This is a genomic window from Streptomyces olivochromogenes (assembly GCF_021538895.1).
Classification (GTDB): Bacteria; Actinomycetota; Actinomycetes; order Streptomycetales; family Streptomycetaceae; genus Streptomyces; species Streptomyces olivochromogenes_A.
The window spans coordinates 1-22,362 of sequence record NZ_JADDRL010000005.1 but is presented as its reverse complement, the minus strand read 5'-3'; the positions used below and the strand labels follow the sequence as shown (position 1 = coordinate 22,362).

General features: G+C 71.9%; 15 protein-coding genes and 3 tRNA genes. 12 read left to right on the top strand and 6 right to left on the bottom strand.

Translation table 11 applies throughout. The annotated features are described in order from the left end of the window. Positions 1-139 precede the first annotated feature (139 nt). The 5 genes from IPZ69_RS03745 (at position 140) to IPZ69_RS03725 (ending at position 7,051) form a co-directional block, all read left to right on the top strand. Entirely contained in the window at positions 140-904 is a 765-nt protein-coding gene (locus IPZ69_RS03745) for a sirohydrochlorin chelatase (protein WP_235452197.1), read from the top strand. A gap of 93 nt (positions 905-997) precedes the next feature. After that, entirely contained in the window at positions 998-2,311 is a 1,314-nt protein-coding gene (locus IPZ69_RS03740) for a deoxyguanosinetriphosphate triphosphohydrolase (protein ID WP_235452196.1), read from the top strand. A 104-nt stretch (positions 2,312-2,415) separates the two neighbouring features. After that, positions 2,416-3,681 carry an NAD(P)/FAD-dependent oxidoreductase gene (locus IPZ69_RS03735; protein WP_235452195.1) on the top strand — a complete coding sequence of 422 codons (1,266 nt, stop codon included), beginning with the start codon at positions 2,416-2,418 and terminating at the stop codon, positions 3,679-3,681. Between the two features lie 47 nt (positions 3,682-3,728). Next, positions 3,729-5,636 (top strand): DNA primase, encoded by a 1,908-nt coding sequence (dnaG, locus tag IPZ69_RS03730; protein WP_235452194.1) that lies wholly within the window; start codon positions 3,729-3,731, stop codon positions 5,634-5,636. Between the two features lie 104 nt (positions 5,637-5,740). Next, the gene (locus tag IPZ69_RS03725) at positions 5,741-7,051 is read left to right on the top strand and encodes an RNA polymerase sigma factor (protein ID WP_235452193.1); all 1,311 of its coding nucleotides are present in this window, start codon (positions 5,741-5,743) and stop codon (positions 7,049-7,051) included. 48 nt (positions 7,052-7,099) lie between these two features. Here IPZ69_RS03725 and IPZ69_RS03720 read toward each other — a convergent pair whose 3' ends face one another. The 4 genes from IPZ69_RS03720 to IPZ69_RS03705 form a co-directional block, all read right to left on the bottom strand. Continuing rightward, a complete protein-coding gene (locus tag IPZ69_RS03720; protein WP_235452192.1) occupies positions 7,100-9,028 on the bottom strand; it encodes an ABC transporter ATP-binding protein in 1,929 nt (642 codons plus the stop codon). Continuing rightward, positions 9,028-10,761 (bottom strand): ABC transporter ATP-binding protein, encoded by a 1,734-nt coding sequence (locus tag IPZ69_RS03715; RefSeq protein WP_235452191.1) that lies wholly within the window; start codon positions 10,759-10,761, stop codon positions 9,028-9,030. The genes IPZ69_RS03720 and IPZ69_RS03715 overlap by 1 nt, the downstream gene beginning before the upstream one ends. A 150-nt stretch (positions 10,762-10,911) precedes the next feature. Further along, positions 10,912-12,363, bottom strand: a complete 1,452-nt coding sequence (locus IPZ69_RS03710; RefSeq protein WP_235452190.1) for an FGGY family carbohydrate kinase — start codon at positions 12,361-12,363, stop codon at positions 10,912-10,914. Between the two features lie 136 nt (positions 12,364-12,499). Next, complete coding sequence (locus IPZ69_RS03705) at positions 12,500-12,805, bottom strand: YtxH domain-containing protein (protein ID WP_235452189.1); 306 nt, start codon at positions 12,803-12,805, stop codon at positions 12,500-12,502. 158 nt (positions 12,806-12,963) lie between these two features. Between IPZ69_RS03705 and IPZ69_RS03700 the strand changes: the two genes are divergently transcribed. The 7 genes from IPZ69_RS03700 (at position 12,964) to IPZ69_RS03670 (ending at position 17,650) form a co-directional block, all read left to right on the top strand. Beyond that, positions 12,964-13,036 (top strand) — tRNA-Asn (locus tag IPZ69_RS03700). A gap of 5 nt (positions 13,037-13,041) precedes the next feature. Further along, positions 13,042-13,114 (top strand) — tRNA-Asn (locus IPZ69_RS03695). A 169-nt stretch (positions 13,115-13,283) separates the two neighbouring features. After that, positions 13,284-13,360: transfer RNA gene (locus IPZ69_RS03690), tRNA-Ile, on the top strand. A 455-nt stretch (positions 13,361-13,815) separates the two neighbouring features. Beyond that, a complete protein-coding gene (locus IPZ69_RS03685; protein WP_235452188.1) occupies positions 13,816-14,265 on the top strand; it encodes a hypothetical protein in 450 nt (149 codons plus the stop codon). Between the two features lie 209 nt (positions 14,266-14,474). Next, positions 14,475-15,125, top strand: a complete 651-nt coding sequence (locus tag IPZ69_RS03680; RefSeq protein ID WP_235452187.1) for a hypothetical protein — start codon at positions 14,475-14,477, stop codon at positions 15,123-15,125. Next, positions 15,125-16,198, top strand: a complete 1,074-nt coding sequence (locus IPZ69_RS03675) for a hypothetical protein (protein WP_235452186.1) — start codon at positions 15,125-15,127, stop codon at positions 16,196-16,198. The genes IPZ69_RS03680 and IPZ69_RS03675 overlap by 1 nt, the downstream gene beginning before the upstream one ends. A gap of 516 nt (positions 16,199-16,714) precedes the next feature. Next, complete coding sequence (locus tag IPZ69_RS03670; RefSeq protein WP_235452185.1) at positions 16,715-17,650, top strand: anti-sigma factor RsbA family regulatory protein; 936 nt, start codon at positions 16,715-16,717, stop codon at positions 17,648-17,650. 25 nt (positions 17,651-17,675) lie between these two features. On the opposite strand, the gene IPZ69_RS03665 is transcribed toward IPZ69_RS03670, so the two are convergent. Then, positions 17,676-18,713, bottom strand: a complete 1,038-nt coding sequence (locus tag IPZ69_RS03665) for a rod shape-determining protein (protein WP_235452184.1) — start codon at positions 18,711-18,713, stop codon at positions 17,676-17,678. A 210-nt stretch (positions 18,714-18,923) separates the two neighbouring features. After that, on the bottom strand, positions 18,924-22,362 hold a 3,439-nt coding region (locus IPZ69_RS03660; RefSeq protein ID WP_235452183.1), incomplete at its 5' end, for an SAV_2336 N-terminal domain-related protein.

Sequence of the window (22,362 nt, the reverse complement as noted above, 5' to 3'; positions counted from 1 at the left end):
ATCGTCCTCGCCCTTGGAGGACGCCTCGAACAGTGATCCGGTTCGCCTCACATCGAACGGGCCCGCGCCGTGAAGGCCCGGAAAACGCCTGTCACCACCGTGCAACGGGTGCGCAACGTCCGACCGTCAGGATCCTTTCATGAAGGCGTCGAACCCCTTTCCGCCCGGCCGGCGCCGCCCGGCCCCGCCCGCCCTCGTCCTCGTGGCGCACGGCAGCCGCGACCCGCGCGCGCTGACCACCGTCCGCACGCTCGCGGAGCGGGTACGGGAGCTGCGCCCCCGCCTGCCCGTGCACCTGGGCCACATCGAGCTCAACGAGCCACTGCTGCCCGACACCCTCGCCGCCCTCGGCGACGCCGACGCCGTGCTCGTACCGCTCCTGCTCACCCGCGGCTACCACGTCAAGCGGGACATCCCCGAGCTGGCGGCCGCCTCCCCGGCACGCACGCGCGTGGCCGACCCGCTCGGCTCGCACCCGCTCCTCGTGGAAACGCTGTACGCCCGCCTCGTCGAGGCCGGCTGGGACACCGGGACCGATGACACCGGCCGCCCCGCCGACGCCGTGGTCCTCGCCGCCGCCGGCTCCCGCGACCCCGAGTCCGCGGCCGACACCCGCCGCACCGCCCGCCTCCTGGCCGACCGCCTCGGCGTGCCCGTGGTCCCCGCCTACGCCTCCGCCGCGACACCGACCGTCCGGACGGCCGTACGCACCCTGACCGCACGCGGCCACCACCGCGTGGCCGTGGCGTCCTGCTTCATGGCCCCCGGCCGCTTCGCCACCCAGTGCGCGGAGCAGGCCCCCTGGCTGGCCTCGGCCCCCCTCGGCGCCCACGAGGCGATGGCCCGCCTGGTCCTGCACCGCTACGACCGGTCACTGGCGTTGCCGGTCGCGACAGCGGCCTGAAGCGGCGCGGGGAACCGCGCGATCAGCCGAAAACGACCTGCGGCCGCCCCCCAAACAGAACCCGGCGGACCAGCGGGCGTCTACTGTCGAGGCATGGAAGGCACCGCACCCCCCGACGCCTACGACCCGACGTCAGTCGAACGCTGGGCCCCCGAACCGGACAAACGCCCCGGTCGCACCGCCTTCCAACGCGACCGCGCCCGCATCCTGCACAGCGCGGCGCTGCGCCGCCTGGCCGGCAAGACCCAGGTCGTCACGCCCCTCGAACTTCCCCAACTCCTCGGCTCCGCCCGCGGCGGGGGGACCTCCGTCCAGGCCTGGGACGCCAGCCCCCGCACCCGCCTGACCCACTCGCTCGAATGCGCCCAGGTCGGCCGCGAGCTGGGCGCGGCCCTCGGCTGCGACCCCGACCTCGTCGAGGCCGCCTGCCTCTCCCACGACCTCGGCCACCCGCCCTTCGGGCACAACGGCGAACAGGTCCTGAACGAGTTCGCCGAGGACTGCGGCGGCTTCGAGGGCAACGCCCAGTCGCTCAGGCTCCTCACCCGCATCGAGCCCAAGCGCTTCACCGCCGAGGGCTCCGTCGGCCTCAACCTCACCCGCGCCGCCCTGGACGCCGCCACCAAGTACCCCTGGCCGCGCGGCGCCCACCCCACCGACGCCAAGTCCCCCAAGTTCGGCGTCTACGAGGACGACCGGCCGGTCTTCGACTGGGTCCGCGAGCACGCCCCCGGCACCCGCACCTGCTTCGAGGCCCAGGTCATGGACTGGTCCGACGACGTGGCGTACTCGGTGCACGACGTGGAGGACGGCCTGCACGCCGGCCACATCGACCCCAACTGCCTGCACGCCGAACCCGAGCGGCAGGCGGTCTTCACGGTCGCCGTCGGCCGGTACGTCCCCGCGGACACGGACCCCGCCGAACTCGCCGAGGCCCTCGACCGGCTCCAGGACCAGGAGTGGTGGCCGCACGGGTACGACGGCACGGCGGTCGCCCAGGCCCGCCTCAAGGACGCCACCAGCCAGCTCATCGGCCGCTTCTGCCTTGCCGCCGAGGCCGCCACCCGGGCGGCCCACGGCAACGGCCGGCTCACCCGTTACGACGCCGAACTCGTCGTACCCCGCGAGACCCGCATGGAGTGCGCGGTCCTCAAGGCGGTCGCCGACCGGTACGTCATGCAGCGCGCCGAACAGGAGCGGCTCCGCGCCGACCAGCGGGTCGTCGTCGCCGAACTGGCCGAGGCGCTCACCGCCCGCGCCCCCGACGGTCTGGACCCGCAGTTCCGCTCACTGTTCGACGAGGCACCCGACGACCGTGCCCGCAAACGTGTGATCGTGGACCAGATCGCCTCGCTGACCGACGCCTCGGCCCGCTCGCTGCACGCGAGACTGACGGGGCATATGTGAAAGGAAAGTGACCCAGGGTGGCCTGATCGGGTCACTCCCTCTTCCCGCAGCACCTTGCGTGCGGGACGCTCGCATGTGGCGGCACCCTTACGAGGAGGCATCAAGTGGTCGACGCGGATCAGACATTCGTCATCGTCGGAGGCGGTCTCGCCGGCGCGAAGGCGGCCGAGACGCTCCGTGCGGAGGGCTTCACCGGCCGGGTGATACTGATCTGCGACGAGCGCGACCACCCGTACGAACGCCCGCCGCTGTCCAAGGGCTACCTCCTGGGCAAGGAGGAGCGCGACAGCGTCTTCGTGCACGAGCCCGCCTGGTACGCGCAGAACGACATCGAGCTGCACCTCGGCCAGACCGTCGACAAGATCGACCGCTCGGCCAAGACCGTCCGCTTCGGCGACGACGGCACCCTGGTCCACTACGACAAGCTGCTTCTGGCCACCGGCGCCGAGCCGCGCCGGCTCGACATCCCCGGCACCGAACTCGCCGGCGTCCACCACCTGCGCCGCCTCGCCCACGCCGAGCGGCTCAAGGGCGTCCTGACCGCCCTCGGCCGGGACAACGGCCACATCGTGATCGCCGGCGGCGGCTGGATCGGCCTGGAGGTGGCGGCGGCGGCCCGCGAGTACGGCGCGGAGGTGACCGTCATCGAGCCGCACCCGACCCCGCTGCACGGCGTCCTCGGCCCCGAGCTGGGCTCGGTCTTCGCCGAGCTGCACCGCGAGCACGGCGTCCGCTTCCGCTTCGGCGTCCGGCTCACCGAGATCGTCGGCCAGGACGGCATGGTCCTCGCGGCCCGCACCGACGACGGCGAGGAGCACCCCGCGCACGACGTCCTCGCGGCCATCGGCGCGGCCCCCCGCATCGGCCTCGCGGAGGCGGCGGGACTGCGCATCGTCGACCGGGCGCACGGCGGCGGCGTCGAGGTCGACGAACGGCTGCGCACCTCCGACCCCGACATCTACGCGGCCGGCGACGTCGCCGCCTTCCCGCTCGGCCTGTTCGACACCCGCATCCGGGTGGAGCACTGGGCGAACGCCCTGAACGGCGGCCCGGCGGCGGCCCGCGCGATGCTCGGCAAGGACGTCACCTACGACCGCGTGCCCTACTTCTTCACCGACCAGTACGACCTGGGGATGGAGTACAGCGGATGGGCGCCCCCGGGGTCGTACGACGAGGTGGTCATCCGGGGCGACGCGGGCAAGCGGGAGTTCATCGCGTTCTGGCTGAAGGAGGGCAGGGTGCTGGCCGGGATGAACGTGAATGTGTGGGACGTCACAGATCCCATCCAGAACCTCATCCGCTCCCGGGCCCGGGTGAACACGGAGGCCCTGGCGGACCCGCACGTGCCGCTGGACAGCCTCGTCTCGTAGCCCTCGTCGTCATCGGCACTGTCGGTCCGCCCCCGTAGAATCACTACGTGGCAGGACGGATCAACGACGAGGACGTGAAGGCGGTACGGGACGCGGTCCCGATCGACGCCGTGGTGTCCGAGTACCTCCAGCTGCGCAACGCGGGCGGGGGCAACCTCAAGGGCCTGTGCCCGTTCCACGACGAGAAGTCGCCGTCCTTCCAGGTCAGCCCGAGCAAGGGACTCTTCCACTGCTTCGGCTGCCAGGAGGGCGGCGACACCCTCACCTTCGTGATGAAGGTCGACCACCTCACCTTCTCGGAGGCGGTCGAGCGCCTCGCCGCCCAGGCCGGCATCACGCTGCGCTACGAGGAGGGCGGGTACAACCCGGCCCACCAGCGCGGCGAGCGCATCCGCCTGGTCGAGGCGCACAAGATCGCCGCCCAGTGGTACGCCGAGCAGCTCGCCACCGGCGCCGAGGCCGAGACCGGCCGGGTCTTCCTCGCCGAGCGCGGCTTCGACCAGGCCGCCGCCGTCCACTTCGGCGTCGGCTACAGCCCCCAGGGCTGGGACCACCTCACCCGCTATCTGCGCGGCAAGGGCTTCACCGACAAGGAGCTGCTCCTGTCGGGCCTGTCCCAGGAGGGCCGCCGCGGCCCCATCGACCGCTTCCGCGGCCGCCTGATGTGGCCCATCCGCGACATCGGAGGCGAGGTCGTCGGCTTCGGCGCGCGCAAGCTGTACGAGTCGGACAACGGCCCCAAGTACCTGAACACGCCCGACACGGCGATCTACAAGAAGAGCCAGGTGCTGTACGGCATCGACCTGGCGAAGAAGGACATCGCGAAGGCCAGCCGCGCGGTGGTCGTCGAGGGCTACACCGACGTCATGGCCTGCCACCTGGCCGGCGTCACCACCGCCATCGCCACCTGCGGTACGGCCTTCGGCGGCGACCACATCAAGATCCTGCGCCGGCTGCTGATGGACAACGGCTCGGCCCGCGTGATCTTCACGTTCGACGGCGACGCGGCCGGCCAGAAGGCGGCCCTGCGCGCCTTCGAGGACGACCAGAAGTTCGCCGCCGAGACCTACATCGCCATCGCGCCGGACGGCATGGACCCGTGCGAGCTGCGCCTGGCCAAGGGCGACGAGGCGGTCGCCGACCTGGTCGAACCGCGCACCCCGCTGTTCGAGTTCGCGCTGCGCCAGATCGTGAGCCGCTACGACCTCGACACCCCCGCCGGCCGGGCCGCCGCCCTCGACGAGGCGGCGCCCATCGTGGCCCGCATCAAGAACAGCGGCGCGCAGCACGAGGTCGCCGTGGAGCTGGCCGGAATGCTGGGCATCCTGGACACCCAGTTCGTGGTCAAGCGGGTGGCGCAGTTGGCGCGTTGGGCCCGCGAGAAGGGCGGCGGCCGGGGCCCGGCGCCGGCCCGCGGCCCCCAGCAGCAGTACGAGGCGCGCTCCCCCCACCCCACGGGCTCCGGCCCCGCGCTCAATCTCCGCAACCCGGTGTACGCCACCGAACGCGAACTCCTCAAACTGGCCCTGCAGCGCCCCGAACTGGTGTCCCCGGCCTTCGACGCGTACGGCGTGGACGAGTTCACCGCGCCGCCGTACGCGGCCGTACGCCAGGCGATCATGGAGGCGGGCGGCGCCGAGTACGGCGGACAGGACTCGCAGGAGTACCTGGTCCGCGTGCGCGAGGCGGCCCCCGACGACACGGTCCGCGCGATGGTGACCGAACTGGCCGTGGAGGCGATCATGCGCCGCACGGTCGACGAGTCCTACGCCGGCGAACAGCTCGTCTGGGTCCGCCGCCGCGCCGTCGACCGCCGCATCCAGGACATCCAGATCACCCTCACCCGCCTCGGCAGCAACGCCGACCCCGCCCATCTGGCGTCCGTCCAGAACGAGTTGTGGGTCCTTCAGCAGTACGGACAGGCACTGCGCGAACAGGGAACGGCCGCTCTCTAGCCGCCCCGGGAACGTCGGGATAACCGCGCGGTCACGGACCGGACGCAAAAAGTCACCGCACGCCCCTCGTGGCGGCGATGTGTCTTACCCCACACTGGGTTGCGGTGCCTGAGTCCTCGGAGCGCGGCCGATCCGTCCCCCACGGGTCCTACACCCCCGCGGTTCCTCTCATCGCGTACGGGACGGACAGCGGCGAGGCCGTCGACTCCGCCCCCGAAGTACCGCTGCCGCCCACCTTGGCAGCGATCATCCTGGAGGTCGCCCCCGTGCAGACCCAGACCCTCGCCCAGACCGACGTCAGCACGACGGACGGTGCGGAGTCCGATCCGGAGTCCGACGCCGTCGCCGCCGTGCCCGCGCAGAACCGTGTCGCGCTGCACCCCGAGACGGAGCAGGAGGGCCCGCCCGAGCCCGCGGAACCGCCCGCGGAGGCGCTGGCGGCACAAGCCGCCGAGGCCCCCGAGACGGCCGAACCGCCCGCCGCCGCCCGCGCCGACACCAGCGGCCCCTCCTCGGACCTGTTCCGCCAGTACCTGCGCGAGATCGGCCGCATCCCGCTGCTCACCGCGGCGGAGGAGGTCGAACTCGCCCGCCGGGTGGAGGCCGGCCTGTTCGCCGAGGAGAAGCTCAGCAGCACCCCCGACCTCGACAGTGAGCTCGCCCTCGACCTCGACCGGCTCGTCGTCATGGGCCGGATGGCCAAACGGCGGCTCATCGAGGCCAACCTGCGGCTCGTCGTGTCCGTCGCCAAACGGTACGTCGGACGCGGGCTGACCATGCTCGACCTCGTCCAGGAGGGGAACCTGGGGCTCATCCGGGCCGTCGAGAAGTTCGACTACGCCCGCGGCTACAAGTTCTCCACGTACGCCACCTGGTGGATCCGGCAGGCCATGTCCCGCGCGCTGGCCGACCAGGCCCGCACCATCCGCGTACCCGTGCACGTCGTCGAGCTCATCAACCGCGTCGTCCGTGTGCAGCGGCGCATGCTCCAGGAGCGCGGCTACGAGCCCACACCGGACGAGGTGGCCGCCCATCTGGACCTGGCGCCCGAGCGGGTCGGCGAGGTGCTGCGGCTCGCCCAGGAGCCCGTCTCGCTGCACGCCCCCGTGGGTGAGGAGGACGACGTCGCCCTCGGTGACCTGATCGAGGACGGGGACGCCACCAGCCCGGTGGAGTCCGCCGCCTTCCTGCTGCTGCGCGAGCACCTGGAGGCGGTCCTGTCCACGCTGGGCGAGCGCGAGCGCAAGGTGGTCCAGCTGCGTTACGGGCTGGTCGACGGGCGTCCGCGCACCCTCGAAGAGATCGGGCGCATCTTCGGGGTCACCCGCGAACGGATCCGGCAGATCGAGTCCAAGACCCTCAACAAGCTCCGCGACCACGCCTTCGCGGACCAGCTGCGGGGCTACCTGGACTGAACGGGGCCGCTCACCTCGCGGCGAGCGGCCCCCCGCGGCGGGCGACGGTCAGTCGACCTCGGCCACCGCCTGCGCGAACTGCGCCTTGTACAGCCGCGCGTAGGCACCGTCCGCGGCCAGCAGCTCGGCGTGGGCGCCCTGTTCGACGATCGAGCCGTTCTCCATCACCAGGATCGTGTCCGCGTCCCGGATGGTCGACAGCCGGTGCGCGATGACGAACGAGGTCCGCCCGTGGGCGAGTTTGGCCATCGCCTTCTGGATCAGCACCTCGGTACGGGTGTCGACCGAGCTCGTCGCCTCGTCCAGCACCAGGATCACCGGGTCGGACAGGAACGCCCGCGCGATGGTGATGAGCTGCTTCTCACCGGCGCTGACCCCCGTGCCCTCGTCGTCGATCACGGTGTCGTAGCCGTCGGGCAGGGTACGGACGAACCGGTCGGCGTGCGCCGCCCGCGCCGCCTCCTCGATCTCGCCCCGGGCCACCCCGCGCGAGGCGCCGTACGCGATGTTCTCCGCGATCGTGCCGCCGAACAGCCAGGTGTCCTGCAGCACCATGCCGATTCCGGCCCGCAGTTCGTCCCGGGACATCCGGGCGATGTCGACGCCGTCGAGGGTGATGCGCCCGCCGGAGACGTCGTAGAACCGCATGAGCAGGTTGACCAGCGTGGTCTTGCCGGCGCCCGTCGGGCCGACGATCGCGACCGTGTGCCCCGGTTCGACCTTCAGCGACAGGTCCTCGATCAGCGGCTTCTCCGGGTCGTACCGGAACGACACGTGCTCCAGCTCGACCCGCCCGCGCAGCTCGGCCGGCCGCTCGCCCGGGACCGGGTCCGCCTCCTGCTCCTCCGCGTCCAGCAGCTCGAAGATCCGCTCCGCCGAGGCGACGCCCGACTGCACCAGGTTCGCCATCGAGGCGACCTGGGTCAGCGGCATCGAGAACTGCCGCGAGTACTGGATGAAGGCCTGCACATCACCGATGGACAGCGCGCCGGACGCCACGCGCAGCCCGCCGACCACGGCCACCAGCACATAGTTCAGGTTCGACACGAACATCATCAGCGGCTGCATCACCCCGCTGTTGAACTGCGCCTTGAACCCGGCCTCGTACAGCGCCTCGTTCTGCTCGGCGAACAGCTGCGCCGACTCGTCCTGGCGGCCGAACACCTTCACCAGGGTGTGCCCGGTGTACATCTCCTCGACGTGCGCGTTCAGTTTGCCGGTGGAGCGCCACTGCTGCACGAAGTGCGGCTGCGACCGCTTGCCGATGCGGGTCGCCACCACGAAGGACAGCGGCACGGTGGCCAGCGCGACCAGGGCCAGCAGCCACGACACCCAGAACATCATCACCAGCACACCGATGATGGTGAGCACCGAGTTGATGAGCTGGCCCATCGACTGCTGGAGCGTCTGGCCGATGTTGTCGATGTCGTTGGTGGCGCGGGAGAGCACCTCGCCGCGCTGACGCTTGTCGAAGTACGACAGCGGCAGCCGCGACAGCTTCGCCTGCACGTCCTCGCGCATCCGGTACATCGTGCGGTTCACGGCCCGGTTGACCAGCCGCGTCGCCACCGCCATCAGCAGGCCGGCCACCAGGAACGTGCCCAGCGCGATCACCAGGACGTTCCCGACGGCGTCGAAGTCGATGCCCTTGCCGGGGGTGAAGTCGGTGCTCTGGAGCATGTCCGCGACGGCGCCCTGGCCCCGCTCGCGCAGCGAGTCGAGGGCCTGCTCCTTGGTGACGCCGGACGGCATCCGCCGGCCGACGATGCCCGCGAAGACCAGGTCGGTGGCCCGGCCGAGGATCTTCGGCCCGATCACACTGAGGGCCACGCTGACGACGACGCACAGCAGCAGCCCGTAGATCGTCAGACGCTCGGGCCTGAACCGGGCGATGAGCCGCTTGCCCGACCCCTTGAAGTCCATCGAGCGCTGGTCGGGGCCGCCCCCGGCCATCATGCGTCCCATGGGCCCTGCCATCAGGCGGCCTCCGCTTCCGTCAGCTGGGAGAGCACGATCTCCCGGTAGGTCTCGTTGTCGGCCATGAGCTCGTGGTGCCGGCCGGTGCCCACGACCCGCCCCTCGTCCAGGACCACGATCCGGTCGGCGTCCCGGATGGTCGCCACACGCTGGGCGACGATCACCACGGTCGCCTCCGCGGTCTCCTCGGCGAGCGCGCCGCGCAGGGCGGCGTCGGTGGCGTAGTCGAGCGCGGAGAAGGAGTCGTCGAAGAGGTAGATCTCCGGGCGCTGCACGAGCGTCCGGGCGATCGCCAGCCGCTGGCGCTGGCCGCCGGAGACGTTGGTGCCGCCCTGCGCGATCGGCGCGTTCAGCCCGCCCTCCAGCTTCTGCACGAAGTCCTTGGCCTGCGCCACCTCCAGCGCGTGCCACAGTTCCTCGTCGGTGGCGTCCGGATTGCCGTACCGCAGGTTGGTCGCCACCGTGCCCGCGAACAGGTACGGCTTCTGCGGGACGAGACCGACGGTCCGCGCGAGCAGCCGCGCCTCGACGCTCGCCACGTCGACGCCGTCGACGAGGACCTCGCCCTCGGTCGCGTCGAACAGCCGGGGGACCAGGCCGAGCAGCGTGGACTTGCCGCTGCCGGTGGAGCCGATCACGGCGGTCGTCTCACCGGGCCGGGCCACCAGGTCGACGGCCTTCAGCACCGGCTCCTCGGCACCCGGGTAGCGGAACCCGGCGCCGCGGATCTCCAGATGGCCGTGCCGGCGCAGCTCGGTGACCGGGGCGACGGGCGGCACCACGCTGGACTCGGTCCCCAGGACCTCCTGGATCCGCTCGGCGCACACCTCCGCGCGCGGCACCATCATGAACATGAAGGTGGCCATCATCACGGACATCACGATCTGCATCAGATAGGCGAGGAACGCGGTCAGATCGCCGATCTGCATCCCGCCGCTGTCGATGCGGTGCGCTCCGAACCACACCACGGCGATCGACGACAGGTTCACCACGGTCATCACGATCGGGAACATCAGCGCGAGCATCCGGCCGGTGGCCAGCTGCATCTCGGTGAGCTCGCCGTTGGCCTTGCCGAAGCGGTCCTGCTCGTAGGGGTCCCGGACGAACGCGCGGATGACGCGGTTGCCGGTGATCTGCTCGCGCAGCACCCGGTTCACCGTGTCCAGTCGCACCTGCATCGACCGGAACAGCGGGCGCAGCCGGACGACGATCAGCGTCACGGAGACGCCCAGCACCGGTACGACCGCGATCAGGACCGACGACAGCGGCACGTCCAGACCGAGGGCCAGGACGATGCCGCCCACACACATGATGGGCGCCGACACCATCAGGGTGAACGTCATCAGGGCCAGCATCTGGACCTGCTGCACGTCATTGGTCGTACGGGTGATGAGGGAGGGTGCGCCGAAGTGCCCGAGTTCGCGCGCGGAGAAGGACTGCACGCGGTCGAAGACGGCGGCCCGGACGTCCCGGCCGAGCGCGGAGGCGGTCCGAGCGCCGTAGTACACGGCACCGATGTTGCACACGACCTGGGCCAGCGAGATGCCGATCATCAGGGCGCCGAAGGAGAGGATGTAACCGGTGTCACCCTCGACCACACCATGATCGATGATGTCGGCGTTCAGGGTGGGCAGGTAGAGGGTGGCGCAGGTCTGCAGGAACTGCAGCAGCACCAGGAGAGCGATGGGTTTCTTGTAGGGCCTGAGGTGGGCCCTCAGAAGTCGTATGAGCACGCTACGTCTCTCGGAGTCGGCGATAGGGGCGGTGGTTGCCCCTGGCCCCTATCGTCGGACACTCCACCCGTGTTACTTCAACCGGATTAACCCAATAGCGGGGGCCCTGAGGGACCCCCGGCCGGCGGGACCTGCTGAAGAGCGGGACAGCTAGGAGCGGAAGGCCCCCGGATGGGTCTGCTCCCGCACCGACACGAACTGCTGGCGCACCGCCCGGCCCACCGCCAGGTCGTCGCCGGGGTCCAGGACCTGTGCGGCGGCCCCCTGCCAGATCGGCGGGGTGCGCGGGTCGAGGGTGCCCTGGGACACGCCGAGCGCCCAGGCCGCCTGGCGGGCGGCGCCGATCGCGGCGTAGTCGGCGGGCTGCGGCACGACGACCTGCGCGCCGAACAGCGAGGGTGCCGCGGACTGTACGGCGGACAGCTCGGCCACCGGGCCGAGCAGGAAGATCCGCCGCACGTCGACACCCCGGCCACGCAGCACGTCGAGGGCGTCCGCGAGCCCGCACAGCATGCCCTCGAAGGCGGCCCGCGCCAGGTGCTCGGGCTTCATCGACTCACGCCTGAGCCCCGCCAGCGTCCCCGCGGTGTGCGGCAGATTCGGCGTCCGCTCGCCTTCCAGATAGGGGAGCAGGACCAGCCCGTGGGACCCCGGCGTCGACTTCATCGCCAGGTCGGACAGGCTCTCCAGGTCGGGCAGCCCGAGGAGTTCGGCGGTGCCGCGCAGGGTCCGTACGGCGTTCAGGGTGGTGACGACCGGCAGGTGCATGCCGGTGGCGTCGGCCAGCGAGGTGATCATCCCGGACTGGTCGGCGAGCGCCTCGGGGTGGACGGCCATCACGGAGCCGGAGGCGCCCAGCGACACCACCGCGTCGCCCAGCCCGATGCCGAGCCCGAACGCGGCGGCCATCGTCTCGCCGGTGCCCGCGGAGATCAGCAGCCCTTCCGGCGTCGTACCGGCCGCGTCGGACGGGCCGATCACCTCGGGCAGCATGGCCTGGTGACCGAGCGCCAGCTCGACGAGGTCGGGCCGGTAGCCACCGGTGGCCGCCGACCAGTACCCGGTCCCGGAGGCGCCGCCCCGGTCGGTGGTCCGCCGCACCGGCCGCCCGAGCAGCTGCCACACGAGCCAGTCGTGCGCCTGCAGCAGCATCGCCGTGCGCAGGGCGTTCTCGGGCTCGGACTTCGCCAGCCAGCGCAGCTTGGTCACCGGCTGCGCGGCCTGCGGTACGGAGCCCACCGACTGCGCCCAGGCCTCGCGGCCGCCGAGCGCGTCGACCAGATCGGCCGCCGCGACCTGCGCCCGCTTGTCGCCGCCCACCATCGCGGGCCGCACGGTGTTGCCCTGGGCGTCCAGCGGTACGAGCGCGTTCTGCTGGGCGGAGACCCCGATCGCCTGCACGCCCTCCAGGAGCCCGCCGCCCGCGGCCTCCCCGAGGGACAGCAGCCAGGCCTGCGGGTCGACGTCGGAGGGCCGGCCGGACTCGGGGTTCTCCACCGGGTGCGGCGCATAGCCCTGCCTGAGCACGGCACCCGAGTCCGTGTCACAGACGACGATGCGAGTGAAATCGGGCGAGCTGTCCAACCCGGCGACTATCCCCATGACTCAAATTCTGCCGCAGCGCGCCGCCTGCTTTGGCCATAGGCGCCACAGGGGGCGTGGCGCCGGCCGGGGGCGGATGCGTTGTGGCTGGTCGCGGTCTTCCTCGGGCCCCGGGGGGCACGATTTCGGCCGGTGGCTAGGTGTTGCTGGTTCCCCAGTCGTCCTCGACCTCGCCGTTCGGGTGGCGGTCCTTGAGGGCGCGTACGCGATGGGCGACCGAGTCGGGCATGTGATCGCCGACCTTCGTGCTGACCGTGTGGAGGGCCTTGCCCGCGAAGACGCGGCCCTGCTGCGCGGCCGTCTCCGCGGTGTTGCGGACGGCCGGGTTCTGCGCGACCTGGCGGGCGGACTTCTTCAGCTGCTCGTAGCGCTCGCGCCCGGCCCTGGTGCCGAGCACGTAACCCAGGGCGAGTCCGGCGATGAACGTGAGCCGGTAACGCATGGCGGCCACCCTTCCCTCGTGTAGGTCTCCGGTGCGGCGTCCGGGCCGGGGAGTACCGATTGGCGGAGCACCCCCCTGCTTGCGCTAATGTATGTGTCGCAGCGAGCGCGCGCCCCCTGGCGAATACCCAGGTAGGTGCGTTCGATGCAACGAGGCATTCCTCCGTAGCTCAATTGGCAGAGCAGCCGGCTGTTAACCGGCAGGTTACTGGTTCGAGTCCAGTCGGGGGAGCTCGGTCCTCCGTAGCTCAATTGGCAGAGCAGCCGGCTGTTAACCGGCAGGTTACTGGTTCGAGTCCAGTCGGGGGAGCATGCTGAAGAGGACCCCCTCAGGGGTCCTTTTTCATGTCCGGGGGGAACCGCGCAGGCCACGGCGGAGTCTTCAAGGTCATGTGTAGCCGACCATCCGAGGCAGGAGATCGTATGAGCGGCTATGCTGCGGCAGACGGCGCGCACACATGTACGCGACACGCCGCTATGGGGCGGTAGCTCAGCCGGTTAGAGCAGCGGACTCATAATCCGTCGGCCGTGGGTTCGAGTCCCACCCGCCCCACCAGGCGCTACCCGCGCAGAAACGTCTTGACCAGCGTCTTGGCTGGTCGCGTGCGGTGTACGGCAGGATCTTGGTGACCCCTCGCCATCATGGTTTCATGATCGTGAGGACAAATTGAGGACGCCGGTCACGCGGCGGGGCACAATCCCTCGTCCGGCCCATCCTCGTCAGCGTCGGGCGCCTCTTCGAGGGGTGCGCAGTTCCCGTAATGGTCGGGACGGGGGCGGTCGGTCATGAGGCACGAGGCATCTGTTTCGGCAGCCATTGACACGCCGGCTCAATTGTCGGCCCGGTGACGGGTGAACTGGTCGCGCCGGTCGCGGAGTCGGCCTCGGCCGACGAGGGCGGCAGATTGCCCACCGGCGACACGGGGGGCTATAGAAGACGTCCGGATCCTGTACGGCCAAGGGTGACTCCGGCGGCCCCGTGTACACCGTCGACAGCAGCGAGGTACTGACATGCGCCGTGCCCTTCTCACGCCGTTGCTGGCGGCTGCCCTGACTGGATGCTCGCTCCTCGGCCAGGACGCGCCGTGCACCCAGGCCGACGCGGACTCGCACGTCTCCGCCGTGTGGCGGCCCGCCGACTTCGGCGGCCGGGACGCGGTGAGGATCCGGCTGTGCGTGGACGGCACCTGCGAGGAGCGGACATCGGGCCGTCCCGACGACCCGTTCGCCTCGCTGTCGGTCCACCTCCCCGACGACATCGGTGGGTCCACCGTGCCGGTGCGGCTCACCGTGACCTCCGTGAAGAGCGGCGACACGGTCGTCGAGGACAGCACCCGGGCCGGACTGACGGAGCAACACCCCAACGGCACGTCCTGCCCGCCCACCAATTGGACGGCAACGTTCCGTGCCCACCCGGACAAGGGCCTCACCTCACCCAAGGGCATGAAGCTCCAGGGCTGAGTCCACTACGGGAGACCGAACCCGTCCTGGATGCGGCCACCGATGACGGTGCTGTGGCAAACGGCTGCGCCTGGCGAGCGGCGCCAACTCCTTTGATTCCGCGCCTCGATGCGCGTTCTCCGTATGGAATCCGAACTGGTGTTTCCCTACACCCCACCGATAGCTTTGGTTCGCTTGCGTAATCACCCACCCCAAGAGGGAGTCACAAAGTGAACCGCCCCGCCCGGCTCGTCACGGCCGCGCTCACCGCAACCGCGGCCCTGCTGCTGACCGCCTGTGGCTCGGGGGGAGGCGATGACTCGTCGTCAGACAAGATCAAGGGTGCGGACGGCGGTGGCGGGAAGGCCTCGGCGAGCCCGTCCGCCTCGGACTCGCCGGGCGGCGCCGGGCGGCCGGCGATCACGTTGCCCAAGGAGTTCCAGGCGGACTTCTTGAGCTGGACGAACAGTGACCCGAAGCTGCAGGCGATTTTGAACGACGGTCGTGAGGAGCTGCGCTCGGAGTATGCGGCGGTCATCCAGGCCGACCCGAACTCCGAGGCGGTCGCGTTCTACAACTCGGATGCCACCCTGCCGAGCGCCCACAAGTGGATCAAGCAGTTCATCGACGACGGCGAGACCCTGATCGGCAAGGTCACGGTCTTCAAGCCGCAGGTGCACATCAACGACAGCGGCTCGGGCGTGCTCTTCTACTGCGTCGACGAGCGCAAGGCATCCACGAAGAACCGTAGGACCAGCAAGATCACGACCACCCCGAACACGAACGAGCACGTGCTGCAGTACCGCACCAGGCTGGAAAGGACCGCGCAGGGTGTATGGAAACTCGTGTCCCTGAACGTGGTGCCGGGAGCGTGCGGCTGATGCGTGTCGCAGCGAAGGCGTCGGTCCTCCTGACCGCATCGGCCTGTGCCCTGGTCCTGTCATCGACCGGCGCATACGGCGTCGGGGACGAGAACAACCGGACACCGTCCTCGCCCAACGGCCCCTCCGGCGGCGCCTCCGACGGCACGCTCACCGCCTCGGCCACCACGACCCGTATCAAGATCACGCAGATCAGCGGCGGCTCGTCCGGCAAGTCGAGCAAGCCGCTCGCCGCCGTGGACCCCAACTGGGTGCCGCCGGCCTGCTGGTACGAGCCCGTGGCCACGCCCCAGCAGCTCAAGGACGCCGTGGAGCGGCTCAAGAAGGGCGGCGACCTGGTGCCCGTCACGCCCACGCTCAGCTGGGGCGAGGACCTGATGGTGGATCACTACGAGAAGGGCACGGCGGAGACCGCGAGCGGCGCCGGCTACAAGGACTACAACGTCGGCAAGGACGGCATGTTCTGGCGCGGCGTGATCAACAAGAACCGGGCGAACGACCCCGCGTCGTACGACTGCGAGCGCACCCTGTTCTGGCAGAACGCCAACACCCTGCCCCAGGACAAGCACGCCCCTACCCCGGACGTCCTCGCCGCCTACGCCTACGACAAGATCGACGTCCCGTCGACCGAGATCGAGTTGAAGCCGACGGTCAGGTCGACCGTGAAGGTGCCGACCTGGGTCTGGCTGGACAAGGCCACCTTCAAGGACGTCAAGGTCCGTGCCGAGCTGCCGAACGCGGGCGTGTGGGCGGAGACGACCGCCAAGCCGGTCGCCCTGCACCTGAATCCCGGCACGGCCGACGCCGAGACCATCCCGGCTTCCGGCGACTGCAGGATCAACGACGACGGCTCGATCGGCACCCCCTTCACCAAGGGGTCCGCCGACAAGACGCCGCCGTGCGGCATCCGTTACCTGCGCGCGAGCGGCGGGCGGCCGTACCGGCTGAAGGCGTCGATCACCTGGCAGATCTCCTGGGAGGGCTCCGGCGGCGCGAAGGGCGACCTGCCGGACGGCACCTTCGAGACCACGCAGGACATGACGGTCCAGGAGATCCAGGCCGTCAACCGCTAGAGCGGGCCGGGTTCCTGAACGGTCCGTCACTCCAGGGCGTGTCATGGGGTCCGTCTCCTCCTACGGGAGGAGACGGACCTCGCCGTCTTCCTGCCCGAGAGGCATGGCCGGAGCCTCCGTGGGCACGATGTGCCACACCGGGCCGAGGTCGAGGCTTGGTGAGCGAAGCGCGAACGAGTTCCTGGGAGGGCGTCATGGACCGTCGGATCCGTGTGCGTGTCAGCCGTCGGCCCGCCGCTCCCCGCGGGCAGGAGATCGACCGCAGGACGCCGTCGGGGCGGATCCTGCCGTACTGACCCGCCGTACCCGGGCCGCGTACTACACCCTGTAGGGGCAGCGGGGGTGCGTCGCGGATTCCGGGATCGGGGAGGGATGCGGGCGGCCCGGACGGGGCACCCGTGTCCCTGGAGGACCAAGGAGACGGCGTGGGCATGCTCCCGGCCATGCGAGGAGTCCAGGGAGGCCCGCCGGAAGAGACGCATCGACGCTTCGCGAGGTGATCGAGGTGTGGAGGTCATGACCGCCGCGCCGGGAACGTTCGTCCACCCTGCCCTGTTCTACGGCGACGAGCGGGAGTACCTGGCCGGCACGGTGCCCTTCGTGCGCGACGGGCTGGCCGCCGGTGAACCCGTGGCGGTGGCGGTGCCCGCCGAGAACCTGGGGTTGATCAGGGACGAGCTGGGCGCGGACGCCGCGTCCGTACGGCTCCTCGACATGCGGGAGGCCGGACGCAACCCCGGCCGGATCATCCCCGGCGTGCTGCGGGCCTTCGCCGACGCGCAGCCGTCCGGCCGGCGCGTGCGCATCGTCGGGGAGCCGATCTGGGCGGGCCGCACGAGCGCCGAGTACCCGGCCTGCGTCCAGCACGAGGCGCTGATCAACGCGGCGTTCCGGGGCCGCGGGGTGACCATCCTGTGCCCGTACGACATCGTCCGCCTCGACACCCGGGTGCTCTCCGACGCGTACGCCACGCACCCCGTCGTCATCCCGTCCGGCTCCCTCGGCCGGCAGGACAGCGGGGCGTACGCCCCCGAGCGCATCGTCGCCCGCTACAACGAGCCGCTGCCGCCCGCGCCGCACGCGCTGTCGTTCGCCTTCGACGAAGCCAACCTCGCCCACGTCCGGCACCGCGCCACCGGCGCGGCGGGCCGGTTCGGCCTGTCCGGCGTCCGGCTCTACGACCTGGCGCTGATCGTGGCCGAGCTGACCACCAACAGCGTGGTGCACGGCGGTGGTTCGGGCACGCTCGGGCTGTGGACGGAGGCCGGGTACGTGGTGTGCGAGGTGCGCGACGAGGGGTGCCTGACGGATCCGCTGGCGGGCCGTCGCCCCGCCGCCCGCGACCAGCGCGGGGGACGCGGCCTGCTGCTGGTCAACCAGATCGCCGACCTCGTGCGGGTGCACACGGGCGGGCCGGGGACCACGATCCGCTGCTACCTCGCGCGGACCTGATCACGGGGGCGGGGGACCTACGAGGTCAGGCGGCCAGCGGGTCCAGTACGAGCGGCTCGATCCTGCCCTCCAGCATGGCGCCGATGCCCTGAACGGCGCACACGTCTGGCCGTTCCGCGATGGTGACAGGCATGCCGGTCGCCCGGCGCAGCATCTGGTCGAACCCGGGGAGCAGGGCGGAACCGCCCACCATCGTGATCCCGCGGTCGGCGAGGTCGGCCACCAGGTCGGGCGGGCAGCCCCGCAGCACCTTGCCGATGCCGTCGAGGACCGCCGTCAGCGGGGCCTGGATGGCCTCACGCACCGCGGCGGTGTCGACCAGCACGGAGCGGGCGAGCCCGGTGGCCACGTCCCGGCCGTGGATCTCCGTGGACGTCGGCCCCTGCGCGGTGAGCCCGGTCCCGGACAGCGCGAGCTGCAGGGGACGTACGGACTGGCTGGGCAGCATCAGCTCGTGCTCGTGCCGCAGGTACTGCACGATCGCGTGGTCGACGGCCTCACCGCCCACCGAGATCCGCTGGGCGGTCACGACCGACCCCAGCGACAGGACGGCGACCTGGGTGGCGGCCGCCCCGCACACGATGAGCATCGTGCCCTCGGGGCGTTCGACCGGGAGCCCGCAGCCGACGGCCGCCGCGATGAGCGTGTCGACGAGCTCGACCCGCCGTGCCCCGAGCCCGACGAGCGTCTCGATGGTCGCCCGCTGGGCCAGCGGATCGGCGTCGTGCGGGGTGCAGGCGGCGGCGCGCAGCCGGGGCTTGCGGCGCAGGCTGCGGCGCATCTTGTCGCCGAGCAGCTGGCGCAGCATGCGCTGGGCCATCTCGATGTCGACGACGGTGCCGCCGGACACCGGCCGCACCACGCGGATGTAGTCGGGCGTGCGGCCCGTCATCTGCTCCGCGAACTCACCGACCGCGATGAGCGCGCCGGTACGGGTGTTCACGGCGGCGACGGACGGCTGGTCCACGACCAGACCGGCGCCCTTGACGTAGACGCGGGTCCGGGCCGCACCCAGATCCACGGCGAAGTGGCAACGGCGCAACTGCTCCAGACTGACGGTCACGGCAGATCCTCCCGAGTGCGCAGGCCGTGGGGGTGCCGCCGGAAGGCGGGCCTTTTCTTCATCCTCCGGGGGTGGCCGGGGGCGCGCCTTCTGGAGGGGGCCGGGCGGGGTGCGGCCGAACGAGGGAAATTCGCCGCGACACGCGGCGAGAGTCTCCACAAAACGCACCTGAGGGCCCCTGCATGTGCCTGGCCGCGGCGTGGGTGGTCGTCAGTGGGCGCGGGCCGCTTCGAGGAGCGGTTCGAGGGACGAGACGGTCACCTCGCTGCCCGCCTCGCGCAGGCGCTGACCCGTGGTGGCCGTGGTGGCGTACCCGACGAAACGGAGACCGAGCTGCTGGGCGGCGGTGAGCTCGGCGACCGAGGAGCTGATCAGGACGGCGGTGTGGTCCGCGGCGCCGGGCACGTCCAGGGCGCGCCGCAGGCAGTCGGGGTGCGGCATCAGCAGGCCGAGGTTCTCGCTGCGGCCGTGGATGCCGGCGAGGCGCAGGCCGTAGGGGTGCAGATAGCGGCTGACGGCCCGGTCGCACACGTCCGTCACCACGCAGACGCGGCGGCCGGAGGCGAGCAGGGTCCGGACGAGCGCGACGGAGCGGTGGGTGGTGGGCGCGTCGGCCACCGCGCGCAGCTCGATGTCGTCGAGGCGCTCCCGCACCAGGGGCCCGAGCGGGTCGTGCGCGAGGGCGCGCAGCACGTCCAGCGGGTGCACGAGTCCCTCTCGCCCGGCCCCGCCCGTGACGGTCAGCGAGCGGCCCGCCAGCGCGTCCTCCGGGCGGCGGTTCTCGGCGACGACGGAGAGCAGGGAGAGCGCGGCCTCGCGCGCGGTCTGCGCCGAGAACAGGCGGGCGAGGGGACCGTCGAAGCCGATCAGTACGGTCTCGGCGTCGGCCAGGACGCCCGCCGCCGGACGCCGCGGCTCGGCCGGCCGCTCCGGAACCCGCACGGGCGCCCCCTGCGGGGCCAGGCGCACCGCGCAGGTCACCGACAGTCCCGGCACCGGCCAGGTGCGCAGCGCGGCGTTCACCGCGCGCTCGGCCGCGCCCGCGTGGCGCAGCGGGTGGCGGCGGGTGATGCCGGTCGCCACCTCGACCAGGTGCTTGCGCAGCAGGTCGGGGACCCGGGTGGCGTCCCCGCGTACGAAGGCGACCGGGTTGTCGACCTGCCAGGACAGGGTGGCGGCGGCGCTGAAGGTGCCCTTGCCGGAGCTCGGCAGGGACAGTGTGTGACGGTCCTGGTACGGGGTGAGGTCGACCCAGTAGTACGTCTCCGGCCGGGGCGGGCGGGTGCCGTACGGCTGGACGGGGTTGAGCAGGGCGAGCCGGCCGTCGGGCCGGGTGTGGACGACGGCCGTGCGGCCCGGGGCGGGGACGCCGAGCTCGTGCAGGTCCCGGGTGATGAAGGGGCCCTGCACCAGGCCGCCCGCCTCGGACTCCTGGGCCACCGGTGCCAGCGCGCAGTACCAGGCGACCGGCGGGGCGTCCGCGTCGCCGGCGGGCCGGTGCATCGGCAGGAACCGGTGGGACCCCTGTGCGGCGGAGCTGGCCTTGAACTCCTCGTACACGGCCGGGGAGATGACGACCTGGGTGCCGGTGTCCGGGCGGCGGCGCGGCTCCGGCAGGTCCGCGGGCGCGCCCGGCGCCTCCCAGAGCAGCACCCGCAGGCGCGGCCGGTCCGGCAGCCCGGCGAGGGTCTCGGGGAGTCCGCGCAGCATCGCGACCAGGACGGGCAGCAGGTAGGCGGTGGGGTCGACGTGGACGAGGTAGCCGTTCGGGAGGACCTTCACCTCGTACTGGCGGGGCACGAGGGCGCCCCGGGAGAGCACCTCGTGGACCGCGTACTCCAGGGTGATGCGCGCCTCCGGGTGACCGGTCAGTTCGTCGGTCAGGAAGGCGACGGTGGACCGGAGCCGCTCCGGATCGCCGCCGGAGCCGTCCGCCGCCCGATCGGGTTCGTCCCGGACGGCCCGAAGCCTGCGGTGCAGGGCTTCGAGCTCGACCCGTACCTCCCGGGCGGCCGGACCCGGAACCCCCTCCAGGGGCTCACCACGCCACAACTCCAGCGCGGCCTGGGCGAGTTCACGCCCACGCGCCAGGTCTCCGCCCGCGTGGACCCGCTCGGCCTCGGCGGCCAGACGACGCACCCGGAACACGTCCACGTCGTCGGGCCCGGACACCCGATCGCGGCGCAGGGCGCACGCGTCCCCGACGACCACGACGTCCGCACCGAGGGCGTCCCGCAGCCGACCGAGGTGCGGGTCCAGCAGCTCACGCGACCCGCCTCGCCCGAGCTCGCCCCAGACCCCGGCGGCCAACTCGTCCCGCCCGACACTCTCACCCTCACGCAGCAGCAACATGCACAACAGCGCCTGTTCCTCGGGCCCTTCGAGGGAGAGAGCCCGACCGTCCCGGGTCACACGCACCGCACCGAGGAGGGAGAAGTTCAGGGTGTGCTCGCGGGGGGCCTGGGCCAGCCGCCGCATGCTCTCCGGTGTCACCGTCGCGAACGCCTCGTCGTGCGCGGCGGTTCCCGTGGGGGACGGGGTCGGGGCCAGGGCTTGGAACTCGCCCGGGGCGGCGCCCGCGCGGTCCTCGATCAAGCCGCCCATCCGGGCCAGGAGTTCGCTGGTGCGGCCTCGGGAGGAGCGGGGCAGGCCGCGCAGGAGGAGGTCGCGTACGCCCGGGCGGAAGGCGTACGAGCCCGGCGGGCCCGGGACGGCGCTGAGCATGCCGCTGAGGATGACCTCGGCCAGATGCTGCGGCCGGGGGTCCGGTTCGACCGCCCGCTGGACCAGCCGCATGACCGGCAGGTCGGGGCGGCCGACGGCGAGGTGGCCGGCCAGGCGGAACGCCGCCGGGGACGCCTTCGCGCGAAAGCGCAGCACGAGTTCCTCGGGGGACAGCCGGGACACGTCGGTGCGGGGCTCCGTGTCCCAGGGGCGGCCCAACAGGGCGGCCGAGCCCGGGAATTCGGTGCCGCCGACGGACGCCACCAGCCCGGCCCAGTTGGCCAGCCACCCCGGCCCCGGCTCCAGCACGGGAAGCGGTACGGCCCCGTCGGCCACCCCCTCCTCGTACGGCGAGAAGGTCAGCGCCGCCGCCGGCGCCGCCGGAAACGGGGCCGAGAGCAGTCCCGGCGCGGCGGGCAGCGCGGTGGCGCGCCACAGGTGTTCCGGGAGGGGCTGGACCACCGCCAGGGGCATCAGGGCCGCCCAGCGGCGCAGGGTGCCGTACCAGGCGTCGCCCGCCGGGCCCTGCCGCCACTGCGGGCCCATGCAGTCGCTGATCAGCAGGGTGACGGTACGGCCGTCGGTCGGGGCGTGCGCGCCGCGCCCGCCCACCGTGCCGTCGGGGTCGGCGCGGTACACGTCCACCGTGCGGAACACGCCCGACTGGGCCAGCGCCGTGCGCAGTTCGCGGATCAGCGGGCGCCAGACCGGCATCGTGGGACCGGTGTCGTACACCAGGTTCAGCCGCAGCCAGCGCTCCCGCGCGGGGCGCAGCACCGGCAGCCACCACTCGGGGCCCGCGCCCAGGCGGGCGATGCGGTCGACCGTCGCGTGTTCGTCGAGGCGGTGGCCGACGGGCGCGTCGATACGGCGCTTGAGTGGTCGCAGGGCGCGCTGCAGGCCCAGGGGGTGGCGCAGCATCGGC

What these genes read in the sequence shown, in the direction of transcription:
- IPZ69_RS03720 (WP_235452192.1), bottom strand. Translation starts at nt 9,028, where the DNA reads ATGGCAGGGCCCATGGGACGCATGATGGCCGGGGGCGGCCCCGACCAG.
- IPZ69_RS03745 (WP_235452197.1), top strand. Translation starts at nt 140, where the DNA reads ATGAAGGCGTCGAACCCCTTTCCGCCCGGCCGGCGCCGCCCGGCCCCG.
- IPZ69_RS03710 (WP_235452190.1), bottom strand. Translation starts at nt 12,363, where the DNA reads ATGGGGATAGTCGCCGGGTTGGACAGCTCGCCCGATTTCACTCGCATC.
- IPZ69_RS03675 (WP_235452186.1), top strand. Translation starts at nt 15,125, where the DNA reads ATGCGTGTCGCAGCGAAGGCGTCGGTCCTCCTGACCGCATCGGCCTGT.
- IPZ69_RS03740 (WP_235452196.1), top strand. Translation starts at nt 998, where the DNA reads ATGGAAGGCACCGCACCCCCCGACGCCTACGACCCGACGTCAGTCGAA.
- IPZ69_RS03705 (WP_235452189.1), bottom strand. Translation starts at nt 12,805, where the DNA reads ATGCGTTACCGGCTCACGTTCATCGCCGGACTCGCCCTGGGTTACGTG.
- IPZ69_RS03670 (WP_235452185.1), top strand. Translation starts at nt 16,715, where the DNA reads ATGACCGCCGCGCCGGGAACGTTCGTCCACCCTGCCCTGTTCTACGGC.
- IPZ69_RS03685 (WP_235452188.1), top strand. Translation starts at nt 13,816, where the DNA reads ATGCGCCGTGCCCTTCTCACGCCGTTGCTGGCGGCTGCCCTGACTGGA.